Origin of the sequence: Psychrobacter phenylpyruvicus DSM 7000 = NBRC 102152 (genome assembly GCF_000685805.1) — a bacterium.
GTDB classification, from domain to species: domain Bacteria; phylum Pseudomonadota; class Gammaproteobacteria; order Pseudomonadales; family Moraxellaceae; genus Psychrobacter; species Psychrobacter phenylpyruvicus.
Genome location: NZ_JMKP01000006.1, coordinates 49116 through 69556, shown reverse-complemented (window position 1 = coordinate 69556; position 20441 = coordinate 49116). Strand labels below are relative to the sequence as shown.

At 43.8% G+C, this 20441-nt stretch carries 14 protein-coding genes and 2 tRNA genes; 7 read left to right on the top strand and 9 right to left on the bottom strand.

Annotated elements, in window-relative coordinates; all coding sequences use genetic code 11:
• Positions 1-72: 72 nt before the first annotated feature.
• The 4 genes from G561_RS0103930 to rsmH all read right to left on the bottom strand — a co-directional run bounded on the left by G561_RS0103930 (position 73) and on the right by rsmH (position 5562).
• Positions 73-1791 carry a UDP-N-acetylmuramoyl-L-alanyl-D-glutamate--2,6-diaminopimelate ligase gene (locus G561_RS0103930; RefSeq protein WP_028858385.1) on the bottom strand — a complete coding sequence of 573 codons (1719 nt, stop codon included), beginning with the start codon at positions 1789-1791 and terminating at the stop codon, positions 73-75.
• 58 nt (positions 1792-1849) lie between these two features.
• A complete protein-coding gene (locus G561_RS0103925; RefSeq protein WP_028858384.1) occupies positions 1850-3964 on the bottom strand; it encodes a peptidoglycan D,D-transpeptidase FtsI family protein in 2115 nt (704 codons plus the stop codon).
• Positions 3957-4409: a cell division protein FtsL gene (gene ftsL / locus G561_RS13905; protein ID WP_037031608.1), complete on the bottom strand. Its 453-nt coding sequence runs from the start codon at positions 4407-4409 to the stop codon at positions 3957-3959. The genes G561_RS0103925 and ftsL overlap by 8 nt, the downstream gene beginning before the upstream one ends.
• A gap of 106 nt (positions 4410-4515) precedes the next feature.
• Positions 4516-5562, bottom strand: coding sequence for a 16S rRNA (cytosine(1402)-N(4))-methyltransferase RsmH (gene rsmH / locus G561_RS0103915; RefSeq protein ID WP_028858383.1), 1047 nt, complete (start codon positions 5560-5562; stop codon positions 4516-4518).
• A gap of 403 nt (positions 5563-5965) precedes the next feature.
• Between rsmH and gltX the strand changes: the two genes are divergently transcribed.
• From gltX to G561_RS0103900, 3 genes are all read left to right on the top strand, one after another.
• Positions 5966-7486, top strand: coding sequence for a glutamate--tRNA ligase (gene gltX / locus G561_RS0103910; protein WP_028858382.1), 1521 nt, complete (start codon positions 5966-5968; stop codon positions 7484-7486).
• 319 nt (positions 7487-7805) lie between these two features.
• The gene (locus G561_RS0103905) at positions 7806-9635 is read left to right on the top strand and encodes a PhoX family protein (RefSeq protein WP_051584354.1); all 1830 of its coding nucleotides are present in this window, start codon (positions 7806-7808) and stop codon (positions 9633-9635) included.
• A gap of 325 nt (positions 9636-9960) precedes the next feature.
• Entirely contained in the window at positions 9961-10335 is a 375-nt protein-coding gene (locus G561_RS0103900) for a DsrE family protein (protein ID WP_028858380.1), read from the top strand.
• A gap of 78 nt (positions 10336-10413) precedes the next feature.
• Here the strand turns inward: G561_RS0103900 and G561_RS0103895 are convergent, their stop codons facing one another.
• Together G561_RS0103895 and G561_RS0103890 are read right to left on the bottom strand one after the other, a co-directional pair.
• A complete protein-coding gene (locus G561_RS0103895) occupies positions 10414-10908 on the bottom strand; it encodes a YgjP-like metallopeptidase domain-containing protein (protein ID WP_028858379.1) in 495 nt (164 codons plus the stop codon).
• Positions 10909-11050: 142 nt separating this feature from the next.
• On the bottom strand, positions 11051-11329 hold the full coding sequence (locus G561_RS0103890; RefSeq protein ID WP_028858378.1) for an amphi-Trp domain-containing protein: 279 nt from the start codon (positions 11327-11329) through the stop codon (positions 11051-11053).
• A gap of 415 nt (positions 11330-11744) precedes the next feature.
• Here G561_RS0103890 and G561_RS0103885 point away from each other — a divergent pair, with 415 nt between their 5' ends.
• The 3 genes from G561_RS0103885 to G561_RS0103875 all read left to right on the top strand — a co-directional run bounded on the left by G561_RS0103885 (position 11745) and on the right by G561_RS0103875 (position 13344).
• The gene (locus tag G561_RS0103885; protein WP_028858377.1) at positions 11745-12629 is read left to right on the top strand and encodes a pirin family protein; all 885 of its coding nucleotides are present in this window, start codon (positions 11745-11747) and stop codon (positions 12627-12629) included.
• A 431-nt stretch (positions 12630-13060) separates the two neighbouring features.
• Positions 13061-13136: transfer RNA gene (locus G561_RS0103880), tRNA-Ala, on the top strand.
• Between the two features lie 132 nt (positions 13137-13268).
• Positions 13269-13344: transfer RNA gene (locus G561_RS0103875), tRNA-Glu, on the top strand.
• A gap of 263 nt (positions 13345-13607) precedes the next feature.
• Here G561_RS0103875 and G561_RS0103870 read toward each other — a convergent pair.
• Positions 13608-15188 (bottom strand): Do family serine endopeptidase, encoded by a 1581-nt coding sequence (locus G561_RS0103870; RefSeq protein ID WP_028858376.1) that lies wholly within the window; start codon positions 15186-15188, stop codon positions 13608-13610.
• Between the two features lie 599 nt (positions 15189-15787).
• On the opposite strand from G561_RS0103870, the gene G561_RS0103865 reads away from it, so the two are divergent.
• A complete protein-coding gene (locus G561_RS0103865) occupies positions 15788-18082 on the top strand; it encodes a cation:proton antiporter (RefSeq protein ID WP_028858375.1) in 2295 nt (764 codons plus the stop codon).
• 181 nt (positions 18083-18263) lie between these two features.
• Here the strand turns inward: G561_RS0103865 and tmk are convergent, their stop codons facing one another.
• Complete coding sequence (gene tmk, locus G561_RS0103860) at positions 18264-18902, bottom strand: dTMP kinase (protein WP_028858374.1); 639 nt, start codon at positions 18900-18902, stop codon at positions 18264-18266.
• A gap of 19 nt (positions 18903-18921) precedes the next feature.
• Positions 18922-20109: an endolytic transglycosylase MltG gene (mltG, locus tag G561_RS0103855; protein WP_028858373.1), complete on the bottom strand. Its 1188-nt coding sequence runs from the start codon at positions 20107-20109 to the stop codon at positions 18922-18924.
• Positions 20110-20441 lie beyond the last annotated feature (332 nt).

Here is a 20441-nt window from a genome sequence, read left to right as displayed (position 1 = left end):
ATTAGGTCTCATCTGAATGTAGGGGTATAAAAATAACAAAAAAACAAGGAGGATTTATTAGCTAAGGCTTGGTTATGCCTTCTTACTAGCCTCTATCAAGGCTTGTTGTAAAACCAAGCGATCATCGAAGTCATGGCGCACGCCTTTAATCTCTTGGTACGTCTCATGACCTTTACCAGCAATAACCACGATATCCTCTGCGGTAGCCTGCTCAACAGCATATTGAATGGCTTGTTTGCGATCGGCGATAACAGTGGTCTTAGCATGTTGCTGCTCAGTCATACCTTGCTGCATATCCTGCAAAATCATCTCTGGGTCTTCACTGCGTGGATTATCAGAAGTGAGCACCACTTTATCCGCCATAGCTAAGCCGGCCTGTGCCATAAGCGGACGCTTGCCCTTGTCTCGATCGCCACCACAGCCGAAAATGGCCCATAGATTACCGCTACAATGCGATTTTAAACTGGTTAAAACTTGAGTCAGCGCATCAGGGGTATGCGCATAATCGACAACAAAAACCCCTTGCTCAGGCTGTGAGCCTTGCTCATCTAAAGCCACACGCTGCATACGACCACTGGCGCCGTGTAATTGACCAACCAATGCTGGTACCGCTTCAAGCTCAATGCCCAGTGCCATAGCTCCAGCCACAGCCGCCAACAAGTTAGCCACATTAAAGCGGCCCAATAATGGGCTATGCAAGGTTAGTGGACCAAAGCTGGTTTCAACCTCTATCTCTACCCCACCTAAGCTAGGTTCAATACTTTTAGCGACAAAATAAGCATCACAGTCTATATTGCTATTTTCTAAGAAATCAGCTTGTAAGCTATATAGCCACACCTTAACGCCAGAGTTATTTGCAGTTTGAATCATCAATGGTGCAAATTCATCATCGGCATTAATGATTGCGTGAGTTAATTGCGGGAAATAGGCTTTATCAAATAGACGCGCTTTGGCTCTAGCATAGTCTTCCATATCTGGGTGGTAATCCAGATGATCACGACTTAGGTTGCTATAAACCGCAACAGTGACTGGCACCCCTTGCAAACGCTGCTGATCTAGGCCGTGTGAGCTGGCTTCTAGGGCCAAGACATCCACTTTTTCATCATGCATTTGACGCAAGAAGCTTTGCACTGCTAACGCATCGCCTGTGGTGTGACTGGCTTGTACCAAGCTGTCTAGGCGACCATTACCGGCTGTACCCATCACCGCGCTATTTTGTAACTGAGTCACGTTAGAGAATTGACACAGCTGTGCAATCAACTGGCTAATAGTAGTCTTACCATTGGTGCCGGTCACCGCAATTACTTGGGGTAATAAAGACAGCATATCAGCAGCAGAATTTATAGTAGATAAGGAGCTGGCAGGCAGTAGGCTAATCTGAATCACGCTACCCAAAATGTCACGCAAATTGGCAACATAAAGCACAGGACAAGCATAATCTGTATTTTGTGCGTTATATTCCAATGCTTCAGGCGCAATCTCAGTCAAAATAAAAGCCGCCTGCTTAGAAGCTGCTTTGGCATACTGCTGGCTCTTTTCGATAGGCTGGGTATGGCTTTTTAATAACACAAAAGCGGCAGGTGCGCTCGACCCTGCATCATTTGCACTTGCCAGTTGACGGCTATCCAACACAAACCTTGAGAACTCTAGATCAAGCCCTTGTGGCTGAGACAATAACTGCTGTAAGGTCTGCGCTTGCTGCGGTAAAGCTTTTAATGCTGTTGTAGCAACTTGGCGCAAGGTTAATACGGTAGCCTTACTGTCTATGGCTGTTGGTTGGTTCGCTGTCATCGTGTTGACCTTCTTCGATTATATTCAACTTTGTATTCAGCTGGGTGTGGTTGAGCTATTATTCAGCTGTTAACGGTTTATCAAGCGGCACGTTGTATAGACGTAAAGCTTCTTGCATCACGCTCTTGAATACTGGTGCAGCCACAATACCTGCATAATAAGTCTTACGCGGGTCTTCAACTAAGATAACCGTTGCCAAACGCGGGTTTGAGGCCGGAGCGATACCCGCAAATACCGTACGATACTGATCAGTATAATAACCACCTTTGGGGTTCACACGGCGCGATGTTCCGGTTTTACCAGCGATACGATAACCATCAATGGCAGCAGCCGTTGCGGTACCACCAGGCTGAGTAACCGTCTCCATCATCTTCACCACAGACATGGCGTGCTTCTCATCCAGCACTCGCTTGCCAACAGGCTTCTGCTCTTGCTTTTCCAAAGTAAGCGGATGTAGCACACCCCCGGACCCTAAGGCTGCGTATGCTTGAGCAATCTGCGCCAAAGTCACCTGCAAGCCATAACCATAACTTATCGTGGCTCGGCGAGAGGTTTCAATCTCTTTGGGCGTCGGAATAATACCGGCCTGCTCCCCGGGGAAGTTCAGCGCGGTCTTTTTGCCAAAACCAAACTCTTTTTGTACTTTGGTAATACCATCTGGCGGTAAAGATAAGGCAATCTTGGTCGAGGCCACGTTACTTGATTTTTGAATCAAGGTGGACATGTTGATCGAGCCTAAGTTATTGTGATCGCGAATGGTATAACCTCGAACTCTAATCGATCCTGGACTGGTATTGATTAATGAGTTTTCAGTATATTTCCCAGACTGCAATGCGGCAGCCACCGTAAACGGCTTCATCACTGACCCAGGCTCAAAGACGTCTAATACTGCGCGGTTGCGCTGGTTGTTACCGGTCATTTCATTTAAGTTATTGTTATTAAATGAAGGCCAGGTAGATAGTGCTAATACCTCACCTGTGTGTACATCGACCACAATTCCCGTTGACCAGCGGGCTTCTTGCACTCGGCCCACATGTTCAAGCTCTTTGTATAATAAATACTGCAATCTTGAGTCAATAGATAAGGTAACGTCCTCTCCAGGCACCACCGGCTTGATTTGTTCCAGCTCTTCAATACTGTTTTGATAGCGGTCTTTTAACACCCGAACCTTGCCATCTTCTCCCGCCAGCTTCGCTTCAAACTTACGCTCAATGCCGGCACGACCTTCATAACCGCTGTTCGGATCATTGGCATTATGGCCCATAAACCCTAGCAGCTGTGCATTGGGTTGCGGCTGTGGATAATAGCGGCGAAACTCTTGTTTTTCATACACGCCTGGGAAGTTGAGCACCATAACCGCATCGGCAATCTCTGGTGTCACCTTGTTTAGTAACGGTAAATAATGCGAACCTGAGCCTTTAGGCAGTACCGCTTTTACCGCTTCATCGTCACTAACATCTACCGTATTATCAAGTGCCACAGCTTGCTGCAAACGCTCAACAGATACCCCAGACACGCTAGCAAGTTGAGCCAAATCCATCTCTTTTAACTTCTGTAGCAGTCTTTGCTGTGCTTCTGGGTTATCGGCATTTCTTTTAATGCGTTTTTGGATATCGTAATACCACTGCGCATAGTCGTAAGGACTAAACGACACAGTGGACAAAGGAGCGCTCACCGCCAAGGGTTGATGATTACGATCGGTAATCATACCGCGATAAGAGTGCTGAGTACGCTCACTGGTAATGATTTGATTACCTATATTGATGAACTTCTCGGCGTTAAATACTTGAAGGTAGAAGGCACGAAGTACTAGGAGCAATAAGATACCAAAAGCCGCCCCCCAAACCAGTTGGAAGCGTATCAAGTCGCTTTCAGCACCGCCTCGATTTGAAGCCCCTACGGTTGCTGGTTTAAATATCTTGCCACCACGGTGTTTGACACTAGTATAAGCGCCACTGGTTTCTTTTGGTTTTTTCCAGAATTTTAATTTAGCCTTGCCCTCCGGAGCACTCCCAGCTTCTGCTTTACCTGACTTTGCAGCAGAGGCTTTTTTGGGTTTCACCAAAGGCTCGGTCACTTTACCGTGCATTGGCTTATTGCTAGCGCTATTTTTGCCAGCATTAGTCTTTTGGGTGTTGCTTTTTTTTCTGGGGGTAGAAGGCTTCTTACTCATCTTCGCCTCCTTGCTGCTGGATGGTCAATTCTGCTTCATCAGATTCAGTTGGTTGTTCAATATTTAGCCTATCACCAGGCTTGGCGGCCATTGGCTGCAATATCAGCTTGTCTTTGGTTGAGGGAGAGTACATGCCCAGCTGGGTAACCGCACGGCTGGCAATTTGTGGCGTGGCACTAAAGGTCTGTTGTTCGATAACCAAACGCTGATTCTCAATTTGTAAATTACGATGTTCAACTTTCATTTTTTGCAATGCCATATAGTCTTCATGGTACTGCTGCACCTGTTCTGCGGTCAATACAGCCGTCCAGATAATGCCAATTGCCAGCAAAATCATGACAGCACCGTAGACGCTAACACCACGATAGCGCTTGGTTAAAAACTCACTAATCTCAAGCGAGTTTCTATCTATTTGGTTCGAGCTTTGGGATTTGTTATTTGCCATATGGTGACTGATGTTATGACCGGAGGGTCTTTAAGGGTAAAAAATGACTCAATAATAGAGTGGCTTTGTTTATCAGGACTAATTTTTGTTACTCATTTTTTTTAAGCTAGCTATGAGGTTCGCTAGGGTCGGTATTATATGGGGTATCGGTACGTGTTGCCACTCTTAACCAAGCACTTCTAGAGCGGTTGTTAACACTGACTTCTGCCTTGCTTGGAGCAATACGAATTGGCTTACCAAAATAACGAGGACGCACTGGGGGCATAGGCAGATTTTCATCTTCTGGATACTGGCCACGGCTATGGCGCTGCAAAAACTGCTTAATACGGCGGTCTTCTAAAGAATGGAAGCTAATCACTGCCAAGTGTCCACCGGGTGCCAGTAACGCCAAGCTTTGCTGTAAGAAGCTATCGATATCACCGAGCTCATTATTAATAAAAATACGCATGGCTTGGAAGCTTTGCGTCGCTGGATGCTTGCCCTTTTGCCATTTGGGGTGTGCTTGCTTAATTACCTCCGCCAACTCTAGGGTTGAGGTATAGCGGTCCATTTGTTTAATCGCCCGAGCGATACGACGACTATGGCGCTCCTCGCCGAACTCAAATAGCACATTGGCCAACTCTTCTTCATCAACGGTTTGTAGCCACTCACCCACCGACTGACCACGGCTGGTATCCATGCGCATATCAATAGCTCCATCGCGCATAAAACTAAAGCCACGACTGCCATCATCTAGTTGAGGAGAAGAGACCCCTAAATCTGCCATAATGCCATTAACTTGCGAAACCCCATGCTGCTGTAAACAGTGGGTTATATTGGCAAAGCTATCATGCACAACTGTCACACGATTGTCACTTTTTGCTATTTCTTCTGCAACAGCAATGGCCTCAGGGTCTTTATCGAACACAAACAGTTGCCCGTCATCACTTAATGACTCAAGAAGCAGCTTACTGTGTCCGCCTCGACCAAAGGTAGCATCAACAAATATACCGGAAACCTTACCTTGTGGTTCAGTGACTTTTTTACTCTGTTTTTTGGTAGGAGTTTTACCTAAGACAGCATCGACAGTCTCGTACAATAGCACGGTTTCGTGGCTAAAATCGGATTTTGCTAAAGGGGTGGTCTGTGTAGCTGAGGATTGAGCATCGGTCACAATAAATAGGCTCCCTTAATGGAGTAAATACACAATAGGCAGTGATAAAAATAATGGCTAGCAGTAAAAGCCGTCAACACAAGAGCTGTTGATACATAAGTTTAGATAGCCTCGACCTCATTATCGCAAGTCACACCTGCTTGTCAAGGTAGCCACACCAACAAAGCGCTATTATATGCTTTTTTTGTTATTTCGCCTTGTTTTGACAAAAATTTTGACAGTTTTTTTGTAGATTAAAAAACTTTGTTAACCGTCTCCTTGTGTTTTATGAGCCTTAGGCCAAACCTGCTATAATGTCTCTTAAATAATCATTGCGTTCTTAATTATCATTATTACCCCCTTGGTTGGGGTTGCTATCAATCTTTTCGTACTTTTTTTATAAACAGATTATAAGAGAAACTTTATGACACAGACTACTGCAAATCGTCCTGTTCGTACCCGTATTGCCCCTTCTCCAACCGGCTTTCCACACGTTGGTACTGCCTATATCGCCCTATTCAACTTAGCTTTTGCTAAAGCCAACGGCGGTGAGTTCATCCTGCGTATCGAAGACACTGACCAAACCCGCTCTACCGAGCAATCAGAAAAGATGATCTTGGATGCCCTACGCTGGGTCGGTCTTGACTGGGCAGAAGGTCCTGATGTGGGAGGTCCACACGCCCCTTACCGTCAAAGTGAGCGTAGCGACATTTATAAAAAGCACGCCCAAGAGTTATTAGACAAAGGCCATGCGTTCCGCTGTTTCGCTACTAGCGAGGAGCTAGATGAGATGCGTAAAGAGCAAATCGCACGCGGCGAAAACCCACATTATGACGGCCGCTATGCCAATCTATCTCGCGAAGAATCTGATAAATTGGCCGCTGAGGGCAAGCCTTTCGTTGTCCGTATGAAAGTGCCTACCGAGGGTACTTGTAAGATTCAAGATATGCTGCGTGGCGAGATTGAAATCCCTTGGGAACAGGTCGATATGCAAGTGCTGCTAAAAACCGACGGCCTACCTACCTATCACTTAGCCAACGTGGTGGATGACCACTTAATGCAAATCACCCACGTGATCCGTGGTGAAGAGTGGATTAGCTCAGCGCCTAAGCACAAACTATTATACGATTATTTTGGTTGGGAAATGCCGGTACTGTGCCACATGCCACTACTACGTAACCCAGACAAATCAAAGCTATCAAAACGTAAAAACCCAACCTCTATCACCTATTATCGTGATGCCGGCGTATTGCCAGAAGCATTATTGAACTATTTGGGTCGTATGGGCTACTCAATGCCAAATGAAGAAGAACAGTTCACGCTTGATGAGATGATTAAGAGCTTTGATATCACTCGTGTATCACTAGGTGGCCCGATTTTCGATATCGAAAAACTACATTGGTTAAACGCTGAGTATTTACGTCAATTATCACCAGAACAACTAAAAGATAGAATCTTAGCTTGGGCCAACGACTCAGATAAGCTAACCGCTATTGCAGCGGCCATTCAGCCTCGTATCCATCTATTGTCAGACGCGGTTAATTGGGGCGGCTTCTACTTCCAAAACTTGCCAGACATTAAGGCTGAAGACTTCGAGCATAAGTCACTAAGCGCGGAACAAATCATGGAAATCTTGCAAATAGCCACTTGGAAACTAGAAACCCTTCCAGAATGGACCGAAGACAACATCTTTAAGACCTTAAAAGGCTTAAGCGCAGCCATGGACATCAAACTGCGTGACATGATGGCACCTTTCTTCGTTGCTATTGCCGGTAGTACCTCTTCTACGCCTGTGATGAACTCTATGTACATCATCGGTGCTGACATGACCATGGCTCGCCTGCGCCATGCGGTAGAAGTGTTGGGCGGACTGGGTAAGAAAAAGCTGAAGAAAATTGAGAAAACCGCTGCCGATATGCCAGACTTTTTGGTAGAAGCTGAATAGTTTTGTGGAGTAGCTTTTTCTTAGAATAGCTTTTCCGCTTTAAATCAATTTAGTAATTAAGTTAGAAATATAAAACGCAAGTTTTGCAAAAGCGGAGCTTGCGTTTTTTTGTTTTCAATTTTCAGCTTTCAGCATTTACCGCTACTGCCTATTATCACAATACTGGCTATCCCTTTACAGTAAAAGGCTGCCTACCAAGCTCGCCCAACTAACAATGACATATTATTGCAATATTCAATGGCTATAGTACCTGTCCTATAACCCACTCTATGTATTACTTACACCAACCCTAAACATCTATTTATTTATAGGTTCAAAAATGACTATTAGCTTATCTCGCCGTGGTTTTTTGAAGACAGGTAGTATCCTTTCAGGTGCTGCATTTTTAGGTGGTTACAGTCCATCAGTGTTTGCTAAAGCAGCTGGCAAATCAAAGCTGCTAAATTTTAAGGCTTTGCCAGCAGCCACTACCGATTCAGTACGCATCGCTGAGGGTTATAATGCTGAGGTGTTGATTTCGTTTGGTGACAAGCTCTTCCCAGACGCCCCAAGTTTTAAAGACGACCGTAGTAATAAAGGCGCAGATTATGCCAAGATGTTTGGTGAAAACAACGATGGTATGGAGTTTTTTGAAATTAACCGTGCCGGTGGTGTATTAGCCGTTAATAACGAATATCCAAACCACAATACCCTTTTTCCACATAAAGAGGACATGCCAAGAACGGCTGACGAAGTACTAAAAAGCCAAAATGTGGTGGGACTTAGTCTACTAGGCTTAAAGGCTGATGGTACTAACAAAATGCGCTTTGATGTTAATTCGCCATTTAACCGCCGTGTTACCGCCCATACGCCAATGTTGGTGTCTGGTCCTGCCAAAGGACATGATTTACTAAAAACAAAGGCTGATCCGCATGGCAAGCATGTTCTGGGTACATTTGGTAACTGCTCTAGTGGTAAGACCCCTTGGAATACTTATGTCACCTGCGAAGAGAACTTTGATGATATGTTCGGGGCCTCAAATGCAGCAGCGATTAATAAAGATATGAAACGCTATGGGGTAGAAGCGGAGTCTAGCTATGGTTGGGAGAAGTTTGATGATCGCTTTGACTTAAGCAAAAACCCAAATGAAATTAACCGCTTTGGTTGGGTTGTCGAAATCGATCCTTTAAATCCAAAGAGTACACCAGTTAAACGTACTGCCCTAGGTCGCTTCAAACACGAGAACGTGGCACTACAAGTGGCTAAAAACGGCAAAGTAGTTGCTTATATGGGCGACGATGAGCGCGGCGAACGCATCTACAAATTCGTCAGTAAAAATGCCTACAAAAAAGGAGATATCGCTCATAACAAAGACCTGTTAGACGAAGGTACTTTGTATGTCGCTATCTTTGATGGTGGCAAGGAGCCATTAAAAGGGACAGGACGCTGGGTCGCCCTAGAGCATGGCAAAAATGGTTTGACCAAAGCGAATGGCTTTGCGTCACAGGCGGATATTGCTATTCACACCCGTCAAGCAGCTGACCTTGTTGGTGGCACCCAGATGGATAGACCTGAGTGGATTGCGGTTAACCCGTTGAATGGCATGGTATTCTGTACCCTGACTAATAATAGTAAACGAGGTGATACCTTTGCCCCTAACGCTGCAAACCCACGCTCAGACAATATTTATGGACATATTATCCGTTGGCGTGAAACTGGTGATGATCATACGGCTGAAACCTTCGAATGGGATATGTACGTAATGGCAGGCAATCCTAACGTTTATCCTAAGGGTGACCCTCGTGCTGGTAGTGATAATGTCACTGCTGAGAACTCTTTTAATAGCCCAGATGGTATCGGCTTTGATTCAAGTGGTCGTATTTGGATTCAAACCGATGGTAAATACAGTAACGACGGTGACTTTGCAGGGCAAGGCCACAACTCAATGCTGTGTGGTGACCCTATTACTGGTGAAATCCGCCGCTTCTTAACCGGTCCAAACTCGTGCGAAATTACGGGTATAGCTTGGGCCCATAATGAGCGCACTATGTTTGTTAACGTGCAGCATCCAGGGGAGAAAAACGATTCAACTTTCCCACATAAAGGACAGACCCCTCGCTCCTCTGTCATTATGATTAGCAAAAAAGATGGTCGTAAAATCGGTGCTTAAGCAGCATGGCTATTGCTTTTAATCAAGCTGAGAAGATTTAGCCATAACTAATAATTTCTCCAACCCCAAAAGCTGAGTTCTTACTCAGCTTTTTTATGCCTATTCAAAAATAAAGCTTATACCCTACCCTCTTTTAAATCTCTAGAAATCTTAGCTTACTTACCTATAACAGGCTTACGACAAAACATTATATAAAAATATATAACAATTGTTATTCTAATAACCAGAGATTAGGTAATTAGGTAACTAGATACCCACTCCCCTTATCTTATAACAAGAAATCCAATCCACTTATTACAACACCTCCAAAAACAAGGAACATATCATGCCCAACACAACTGATTTTGTAACTGCTTTATTTGATGATACCAGCAACCCAAGTAAAATTACCGTCGGCTTAACTATGGCCGTTAAAGCATTAGAGAAAGGCCATTCAGCAAGCGTTATCTTATTTATAGATGCCGTTAAACTTGCCAAGCCTAATGCACTAGACAAGATAGATATTGGTGCCCCTTTTAAACCTGCAAAAGATTTACTAGAAAAATTTATTGAACAAGGTGGAAATGTCTTGGTATGTGGCGCTTGTATGGAGCATAACGGCATTAAAGAATCAGAGATTGATCCACGTTTTGAAGTTATAGATGGCGGTGATGTCGTTGATTTAATGATGGGTGCCACAGGCTCGCTACAACTGAGCTAATAACATACGTAAGTTTCTAAATTAGAAAATTAAAAAAGGGCTGTCAGTTATTGTCAGCCCTTTTTTACTATTAATTTTTTATTTCTCAGTCTTTTGTAAGTCACGCCACAGCAACCACAGTCTAGTATCCAGCTCAACCTGATGATAATCAGGCTGCATGTGACAACACAACTGATAAAAGGCTTTGTTGTGTTCACTGACTTTAAAATGAGCCAGCTCATGCACCACTATCATTCGCAAAAATTCAAGCGGTGCTTCTTTGAACACACTGGCAACCGTAATACTGTTATGTGATTTAAGCTTACTACCCTGCACCCGAGACTGGTGGGTGTGTATGCCTAGAGCCTGCTTTAATACTTTAAGTTTACTGTTATAACTGACCTGCGATAAGGTACCCACATTTTTCATGTATTGGTTTTTTACCTCGGTCACATATTGATACAAGGCTTTATCGCTTTGGACGTGATGCCCATCAGGGTATTTTTGTTGTAAATACAAGCCCAATTTATCCTGCTCGATGAGGGATTTAACTTGATCTTGGATATGAGCAGGATAATGGGCTATATATTTCAAAACGGTATTCCAAAACGGTACTTTAAAACTGTCTTTCAAAACAAGCGCTGTCGGTTTCAGCAGTAAGCTTGCAACAATCAATAGCGGAATAACGACTAGCGCACGACGGCTCTAGTCGTCAAATTCTCAACTGAACTACTGGCTACTTTAACACCAAGCCTGATGCCTTGTGATTGTCATCATCAAACCACTTTAGCTCCACTTCAAGACTGTGCTGAGTGCCTCTTTTACGCTTCATCTCATCTTCTGCTTTGACTTCTAGCGTTATATTCTCTGGCAATTGCAGCGCCAACTCCTCACTGCCTTTGCTCAGAACCACGCTACCTTCATCAATCTTATCAGCGAGTTGACGTAAAAAAGCTACTATCTCGTGCTTACTCTTACGCTCTTTACTCTTAAATAATGTTTTCTCTCTACTCATGATAGCTCTCCTTATTTAGTTATCCCTCACAGTTACTTAAGGCGTGCCTAAGTATTATTAATACTATACTACACTGCACTGCTTGAATATTGATTCACTATCGATAGGCATCTTGCCATATCAGTAAGCTTAGCATATTTAATGACTAAACTTTAATAGTGAATTAAGGCGTATTAATTACTAAAAAATACAGCTATTTAAGCAAGCCGTTGTAATTTAAGAAAGGAAACCTATTGATTAACTATACTTAATTTAAAAACATATAAGGTTATGATAAATTAATAATAATCAGTAGGCAGTTAAGAACCATAGCATACTGCCAAGCCTTGATTTTTATAGCACGAGACAACATAGTCTAAGTCATCATAGTATAAGACCTAAAATGCAAGGCATATCAGATATGAGGAGAAAAACAATGGCTAACTCTATAAAAAATGATGTAATTCTTACTCAACCTCGCCAAGTAGAACAGCTTTATGCTGGTATAGACACCCAAGATGGGGCGGGCGTTAAATTAACTCGAGTGCTTACTCATCAATTACAGCAGCGTCTTGACCCTTACTTGATGCTAGATAACTTTAAAAGCGATAATCCAGATGATTATATCGCCGGCTTCCCAAACCACCCCCATCGTGGCTTTGAAACCGTAACCTACATGATTACTGGCCGTATGCGTCATAAAGACAGTGCTGGCAATGAAGGGTTACTGCAAAACGGTGGTGTACAGTGGATGACGGCTGCTAGCGGGGTTATTCATTCGGAAATCCCTGAGCAAGAGGATGGCGAAATGGAAGGCTTCCAGCTTTGGTTAAACTTACCGGCCAAAGACAAAATGAATGAGCCTTGGTACCAAGACTTCCAAAATGCTGACTTGCCAAAGTTTGTGACCGAAAATGGTACTGAAGTAACGGTAATCGCCGGTGAGTCAAATGGCATACAAGGGGCGGTAACTCGAGAAGTGACTGAGCCTACCTATCTAGACATTCATCTGCCAGCAGACGCCAGCTTTAGCCATAATATTCCAGCAAGTCACAACGCCTTTGTGTTTGTGTACCGTGGCAGTGCTAGCATTGAGGGCAAGCAAGTACCGGTTAAAAACATGGCCATCCTAAAAAATGACCCAAATGCGGACGGCATCACCATTGAGGCTGGTAGCGAAGATACTAAAGTTATCTTGGTCACTGGTCGCCCCCTAAATGAGCCTATCGTGCAATATGGCCCCTTTGTGATGAACAGTCAGCAGGAGATTATCCAAGCAGTAAATGACTATCAACAAGGCCGCTTTGGTGAAGGAGCGTAATAGATAGCTTCATAGGCGCAATAGATAGTTGAGGTTTACCCTACCCAATCTAAGCCTGAACTTAATACAAAGCTGGTCAAAGTTAATTTGGCCAGCTTTTTTATTCTTTTATTAATGGTTTTTTATTAATCACTATTTGATCTTAGTTTATTTAAAACAATGAAATTTTTACGACCTCAGTTTATTAAAAGCTAAAAAGTGGCGAATTTTCGTGAATTTCAAAAAAAATTGAAAAAAAAGCATTATTTTTGATAATTGGGCTTTTCAGAACCATAATTTTGACCTATAATGCCCGCCACATCTTATGGGATGGTCGGTATAAACGTTGTTTTTGCTCTAAAAAGCCTCTTTTTTGAAATATTTTTAAAATAGTTAAAAAAAAGTGTTGACAACTTTCCATTACCCGCCTATAATACGCCCACTCTTAGAGAGGGGCTATAGCTCAGTTGGTAGAGCACTTGCATGGCATGCAAGGGGTCAACGGTTCGACTCCGTTTAGCTCCACCACATTTAAGATTAGTTGATACTCAGAATATTTTGTATATAATGACTATCAGCGGCACCAACGTAAGCACCTAGGCAAAGCTATTTTTATAGCACCTTACGTTGTAAAACTATTTCATGTTTACATGATTTTGTGTCCCGTTCGTCTAGAGGCCTAGGACCCCGCCCTTTCACGGCGGTAACAGGGGTTCGAATCCCCTACGGGATACCACCTATTCGAGCTTATCCTTAGCATTATATTTACTAAGAGATAAGCACTAAACCTCCAATCAGAGCGATTGGAGGTTTTTTTATGTCTATTTTATTTATCCTGTTGTCTTTTTTATTCTATTCCTCTTATCTCTTTACTCTGTATCAATAGAAATCGACTTAATCTGTATCAATAAAAATCGATAACAAAAAAGCGACGCACTCAAAAGAGTAGCGTCGCTTTTTGCTTTTTAAAATAGAAAGTTAAAAATTAATAGTTCATTCTTAGTCCAAACGCAGACCAATAATAGCTGGGATACCTTGGCGGATAACCTCAATAGTTACTACGCCCTCTTCTGGAAGCTGACGCAGTGCTCGTTGGAAGTCCTCGATACTGCTAATCGACTTCTGGTGCAAGTTGGTAATCACATCCCCTGGTCTTAGTCCAGCACGAGCAGCAAGCCCAGTGGGGTCAACTTCTGTGATCAACACCCCTTCTCCGCCTAGCTTAGCCAAACTCTCACGCGGTAAGGCCTGAATACGTAACCCTAGGCGAATCTGACTATTATTGGCTTTGGTGACCACAGCATCAGGGGAAACCTCGTCAGGGGCTACTGATAGTTTACCTCTAACATTTATCTGCTTGCCTTGACGTAACACCACGGCATTGAAGACATCGCCTGGCTTACTGCGGTTAATGATATTTAATAAATCTGACGATTCTAAAATCATCTTATTGTTATATTGAGTGATAATATCACCAGCTTTCAGTCCTGCCGCTTCTGCAGGAGAGTCTGGCGTTACTTTAATAAGTAAAGCACCTTGCGGCTTGCTTAAGCCATAGGCTTCCGCTAAGTTACGATCAATATCCTGCGGGAAGATACCCATGTAAGCACGCGTTACCACCCCGTTTTGTTTTAGCTGCTGATAGATATCTAAAGCTTCGTTAATGGGAATTGAGAAAGACAGCCCCATATAACCGCCGGTACCACTAAAGATACGTGAGTTAATACCAATTACTTGCCCATTGCGGTTAAATAAAGGACCACCAGAGTTACCGGGGTTTAGCGCCACGTCTGACTGAATAAAAGGCACGCTGATATCACGAGAGAAGTTACGAGATTTGGCACTGACAATACCGGCAGAAGCTGAGTAGTCAAAGCCGAAAGGAGAGCCAATAGCCAATACCGGCTCACCGACTCTTACCGCATTTGAGTCTCCTGTGGGCAGGGCGGGATATGACTTACCAGGCGAACCCTGTACTTTGAGCACTGCTACGTCGGAGCGCTCATCACTACCTACTAATTTGGCATCTAATTCAGTACGGTCATTTAGGGTAACGGTAATTTTATCCGCTCCGGCAATCACATGATGGTTGGTTAACATATAGCCATCGGTACTGACGAAGAATCCGGTACCATAATTGTACTCAATGGCTGGGGGTTGTGCCCCTGGAATGCGAATTCTATCGCCAAAGAACTGACGCAATAATTCAACGGTTTGCGCCTTAGCCAACTCCTCTTCACTCACCTTAGTGACCACGTTAACTCTGGCCACACCTGGGCTAACTTGCTCTACCAGTTCTGAGAAGTCAGAGGCAACCAAAGCCGCTTGAGCCACTGTAGGGGTCGCTGCTGTCGCTACTAGAGCACCTGTGGTTAACGCTGTACCTGCTGCTCCTAGCCCTAAGCTACTGATTGCCAGCACTGAACCTGCACTGACGGCTCTCAGCGCTTGCTGGATTTTGGTTAACTTTTGGCTCAAAGTAGAAGTAGTAGGGAACACCAAGGCATCTTCTGCCGAATCTTGTATTACAGCGTTCACTTCAGGGATACGAGGATTGTCTGTCTGTGAAGCACTATTCATTATTGTAATTCTCCTGGAGGGTCTGTGTTAAACAATAGGTTGACCTCAGTCCATTCGTGGATCATGCCAATACTAATGCCAACCTTACAGCCACAGCCGTTAATTATAATCAGTAACAAAATCTATATTCATGATAAGACGTTTTTACAGTATACGCTAGCAACTTATAGCACAAGCAAGCATCGCTCCAATTGCAGTTGCTTTCTAATTTGGTAACTGGGTCAAAAAACTACCGTATCTTTGAGCAATTGTACCGCATCTGTTACTTTATTTCGTGATATCATAAATTCACTTAACCCTAATTTCTTTTAATTAGGGTGTCAACAGTCGCCCAATAGATGGCTAATTATCTGCCAACCTTACTGGGTTATAGGACTATCAAAACTATAGCGCTAATAAAGATCGGCTGCTACAAATCATGGCTTCACTTAAGGGCATGACTTTATGGTTAGCCCTGCATTAGCGAAGCCTAGTAATAAACTACTAGGCTTTTTTACAGTGTCTTTTCACCTCTCTCTATTTTCTTTTTTTTGCCTGCAGGATGTAGTAAATGCTGACTACATAGCTGAGAATGGACACTGCATACACAAGGATTTTTTATGGATACCGCCTTATTATTATCTGGCGTGGTTGGGCTAGGCATTGCTGCGCAATGGCTGGCTTGGTATTTAAAACAGCCGTCAATTTTATTTTTATTACTTATTGGTATTTTTATTGGCCCGATCATGAACTACTTTGACCCAGATGCGGTCATTGGAGATTTACTATTTCCCTTTATCTCTTTGGGTGTGGCCATCATTTTATTTGAAGGCTCACTCACCTTAGAGTTCGAAGAAATTAAGCAGCACGGTAAAGTGGTACAAATGTTGGTCTCAGTCGGTGTATTAATTACCATCGCTGTGGTCGCCCTATCCACTTACCTTTTATTCGATGTCGACCCACTAATTGCACTACTATTTGGCTCCTTAGTCTGTGTTACCGGACCTACGGTTATCATGCCGCTACTGCGCAGTGTGCGCCCCAATAAGACCATCTCCAACATCTTAAAGTGGGAAGGGATTATCATCGATCCCGTGGGCGCTATCGCTGTGGTTTTGGTGTACGAATACATCATCTCCGGCGGAGAGGCCAACAGCATCTTCTTATTTGCTGAGATTGTGATTATTGCCTCTGCCATTGGTATGTTTGGGGCTTTTGTGCTGGCGAATTTAATTAAACGTCACATGATCCCTGAGTTTTTACACAACGTTTTTACCTTAGCCTTTGTGCTATTATTGTTCTCAATATCCAACCATTTAGAGCACGAATCGGGTCTATTGGCTGTGACCGTGATGGGCGTCGCCTTAGCTAATTGGAAAGACTTCCCACGTGAGCAAATCCTTGAATTTAATGAGTCATTAACCGTCCTGCTAATCTCAGTACTATTTATTGTGCTAGCAGCTCGGGTTGAGTTAAATAGCCTGTTAAGCGTCGGCTTCCAAGGCTTAGTGCTGTTAGCGATCGTCATGTTTGTAGCACGCCCTTTATCAGTCTGGGCCTCCTCAATGGGCTCTAATCTAAAAACTTCTGAAAAAATGATGATCAGTTGGATTGGGCCTCGCGGTATCGTTGCTGCCGCCATTTCCTCCTTATTTGCTATCCGCTTAGAGGAGTATGATATCCAAGGAGTGGAGTTGTTAGTGCCCTTGGTATTTATGGTAATCATTGGCACCGTCCTAATTCAAGGCTTGGGGGCGAAGATGGTGGGTAATCTGCTTGGAGTACGTGAGCCTGCCAATAATGGGGTGCTGATTGTGGGCTCTAACCCAGTGGCACTTAGAGTGGCAGCCGCATTACAGGAACAAGGCTTCGATGTGGTGGTAGCCCATAACAATTACACCAATATTGCCAAAGCCCGTATGGCTGGATTACGTACCTATTTTGGTAATCCCATCTCTGACCATGCCGAGCGTCACATGGACTTAATCGGTATTGGCCATCTCTTTGCCATGAGCACCGATAAGGAGATGAACACCCTATCCGAGCTACATTATCGTCATGAATTTGGCGAACAAAAAATCTATCGCTTAAAGTTCACTGAGGACAAGTCAAAGACAGAAAGAGAGAGCAAGCGCTCAGGCTTTAATTCACGTTGGTTATTTGGTAAAGATGTGACCTATACTAAGATGGCCAGTATGTTGTCAAAGAAGGCTCGGGTGAAGATTACCAATATTACTGACAGTTATAGCTACAGCCAGTATCGCGCCGATAATAAGCAATTTGTGCCTTTATTCACTATTGATAAAGAAGGTCATTTGCACGTGATTACTGACAGCTTTGACAATGAGATTCCTCGTGACCATAAGCTAGTGGCACTGGTCATTGAAGATGAAGTGCAGCCAAAAGAAGTTGATGTCACTGAGAAGCAAAACCAAGCCCGTGCTTTAGCCAACTCACAGTTTGAGGCCACATCCAAGTCACCTGAGAAGCGTAAAGAAAAGATTATAACCGAAGGGGTAGACGACCCAACTCATAGCTTGGAGCTTGATAAAGGTGACTCAAAACCAACTGATTCATCGCCTGCTCAAACTGACGTACAACACGGCCAAGATGAGGCAACTGGTGACAATGAGGCAAAATCTTCAACGACTGTACCTACTACGCAGTTAGAGGCTGAGCTGGCGACTAAGCTTGAACAGAGTCTACAAAAGCACTCTGATAGCAGTGGTAATACTAGTAGCAGTACAAATACAGGTAAAACCTCTAGCAATAAAAGCAGTAAGGCGGCTTCAGTTAAAAATCTGCAATCACAAGACAATGGTAACTCTCAAGCCCCAAGACAAGCCGATGGCTCGCTAGACCCTCAGCGCTTGCCCGATACTGAAGCAAAGAACAATTCGGATAAATCGTCTTAACTGCAGTGGCTTAACTGTTAATCCAAAGACACGACAACAATCTAAAAACAACCCAAAAAAAGAGCAGCTCACACAGGAGCTGCTCTTTTTTATTTACTACTAGGATCTCGATGATAACTATCTATCTATAGCTATGGTAGCTATACAACTGCACTGTTAGTGATAACTACACCCTTAGCGGCTACAGCTTCTGGGCAACGGCTTGCCAAATTCTAGCAGCTACCTCCTCTGCCTGCCCTTGAGCGTCAATACGCTGGACACGCTGAGGATGGGCCTGATGTTGCTGACTAAACCCTTGATAGACCCTTTCAAAAAAAGCCATTTGCTGTTGTTCAAAGCGATCAGCAGCACTACGCTTGCCTGCTCTTTGCATTCCCTCTGCAACCGGTAAATCTAGCCATAAGGTTAGGTCAGGCAGGCGGGGCACAAATTGACTGATAAGCCCCTCAATCTTCTGCAGCATAGCTGAGTCACCACACCCCCGACCATAGCCCTGATAAGCCACTGTAGAGTCTACAAAGCGATCGCAAATTACCCACTTGCCTGCCTCCAGCGCCGGCAAGATAACTTTTGCTAAGTGGTCACTACGAGCCGCGAACATCAGTAGCAGCTCAGTGTCATCGGTGATGTCCGTCTTGGTATCTAGTAATAGCTCTCGTAGCTGCTCGGCAAACGGACTACCCCCAGGCTCTCGAGTCTGCACGTACTCAATACCTGCGTCAGTTAAACACTGGCATAGACTATTGATGGCTGTGGTTTTTCCCACCCCCTCAGTACCTTCAAAGCTGATAAATTTAGCTGCATTGACTGTCTGCGACATAAGACTCGACTCTCTTTATTTATGGGTTATCAGCTGTTCTTTGTTCACGCATAACTTTTAAGTACTCTTGTACTGCCCGATTGTGGTCCGCAAGGGTTTTGGTAAACTTATGCCCACCCGTACCCGTAGCCACGAAATACAATACGTCACTATTGGCTGGGTGCATAGCCGCTTCAATAGATTCAGGAGAAGGCAAGGCAATTGGGGTCGGTGGCAAGCCATCGATTTGATAGGTGTTATAAGCGGTCTTCTCATTAATATCAGTACGGCGAATATTGCCATCATAACGCTCACCCATACCATAAATAATGGTAGGGTCAGTTTGTAGACGCATACCCTGATTAAGACGATTCACAAATACTGCCGACACCAGCTCACGCTCACTATCAACACTGGTCTCTTTTTCGATAATGGAGGCCATGATTAGCGCTTCATAAGGGGTCTTATATGGCAGATCAGCAGCACGCTTCTCCCAAGCTTCATCCAAAGCTTGTTGTTGACGCTTATAAAGGTCATTTAAGATCTGTTTATCAGTAACACCTCTAGCATAGTAATAGGTATCTGGAGTAAACCAACCCTCTAGATTATTAACGAACTCGCCTTCTGGAGTGAACGCATCAATACCCAGCAGCTGCTTAAAATTGTCTTTAGGCTTGCCGTTAGACTCTAGCACCTCTAACACTACCCCTTCTTTATTGGCAATCACTTTGTACAAGTCAGCAGCCGTCTTACCTTCAATAATTTGAATGGTAACCATGTCTACTTTTTGACCTTCTTTGAAGGCATCCATCATCTGTTTAAAGCTGGCATTTTTTGGTATTTCATAAGTACCAGCATGTAGCGGCACATCCACGGTTGCCTTGATATAAAGCTTGGCTAAGCTGGCAGAGAACATGGGCACATCGCGCTGAAATTGAGGTAAGAAGCCATAATAGCTCTGACCTTCTTCCACAACCAATTCACCAGCTGCTTGATTAGAGTGGCCAAACAAGGTCTGATAGACCATTGCCAATAAGAATAGCATTATTAAACCAAACACCAGTAGCAACTGATAACTGCGTTTTGAGGTAGGCTCTGGAGGCTGTTTTTTATGACGAGAGGGGTCATCACATACCAAGGATACGTCTGTTGGGTGCACTGTTTCAGTCTCAGTAGCTGTCGGTTTATTGGGATTATTGCTTGGATTTTTTGAATTCGAATCGCTCATAGCCACTCACGAGGTAAAAGTTTGCTAGAATTTAGCACTGTATGCTTAGATATTCAATGGGGAAAGAGCATCTGAGATTTTTTGTCTCCAATATAGCTATATTTCTATATATAAAGCATAGAGTTATCTTTGTTATTTTAATGCTATTAGCTACTAATTGTATTAGCTAATGACGCGCCCTCTCCTAACCTATTTCATACCTTTAAATATATAGCCTTTCAAGCCTGACAGACTAAACTTCTGCCGATTCCAACTGCTTATCTCCTAAGATTACAAAAAACTTGCTATTGATGAGCCTCCTTAAGTCGATGCTTTTTATTGGTTTTTTTCAA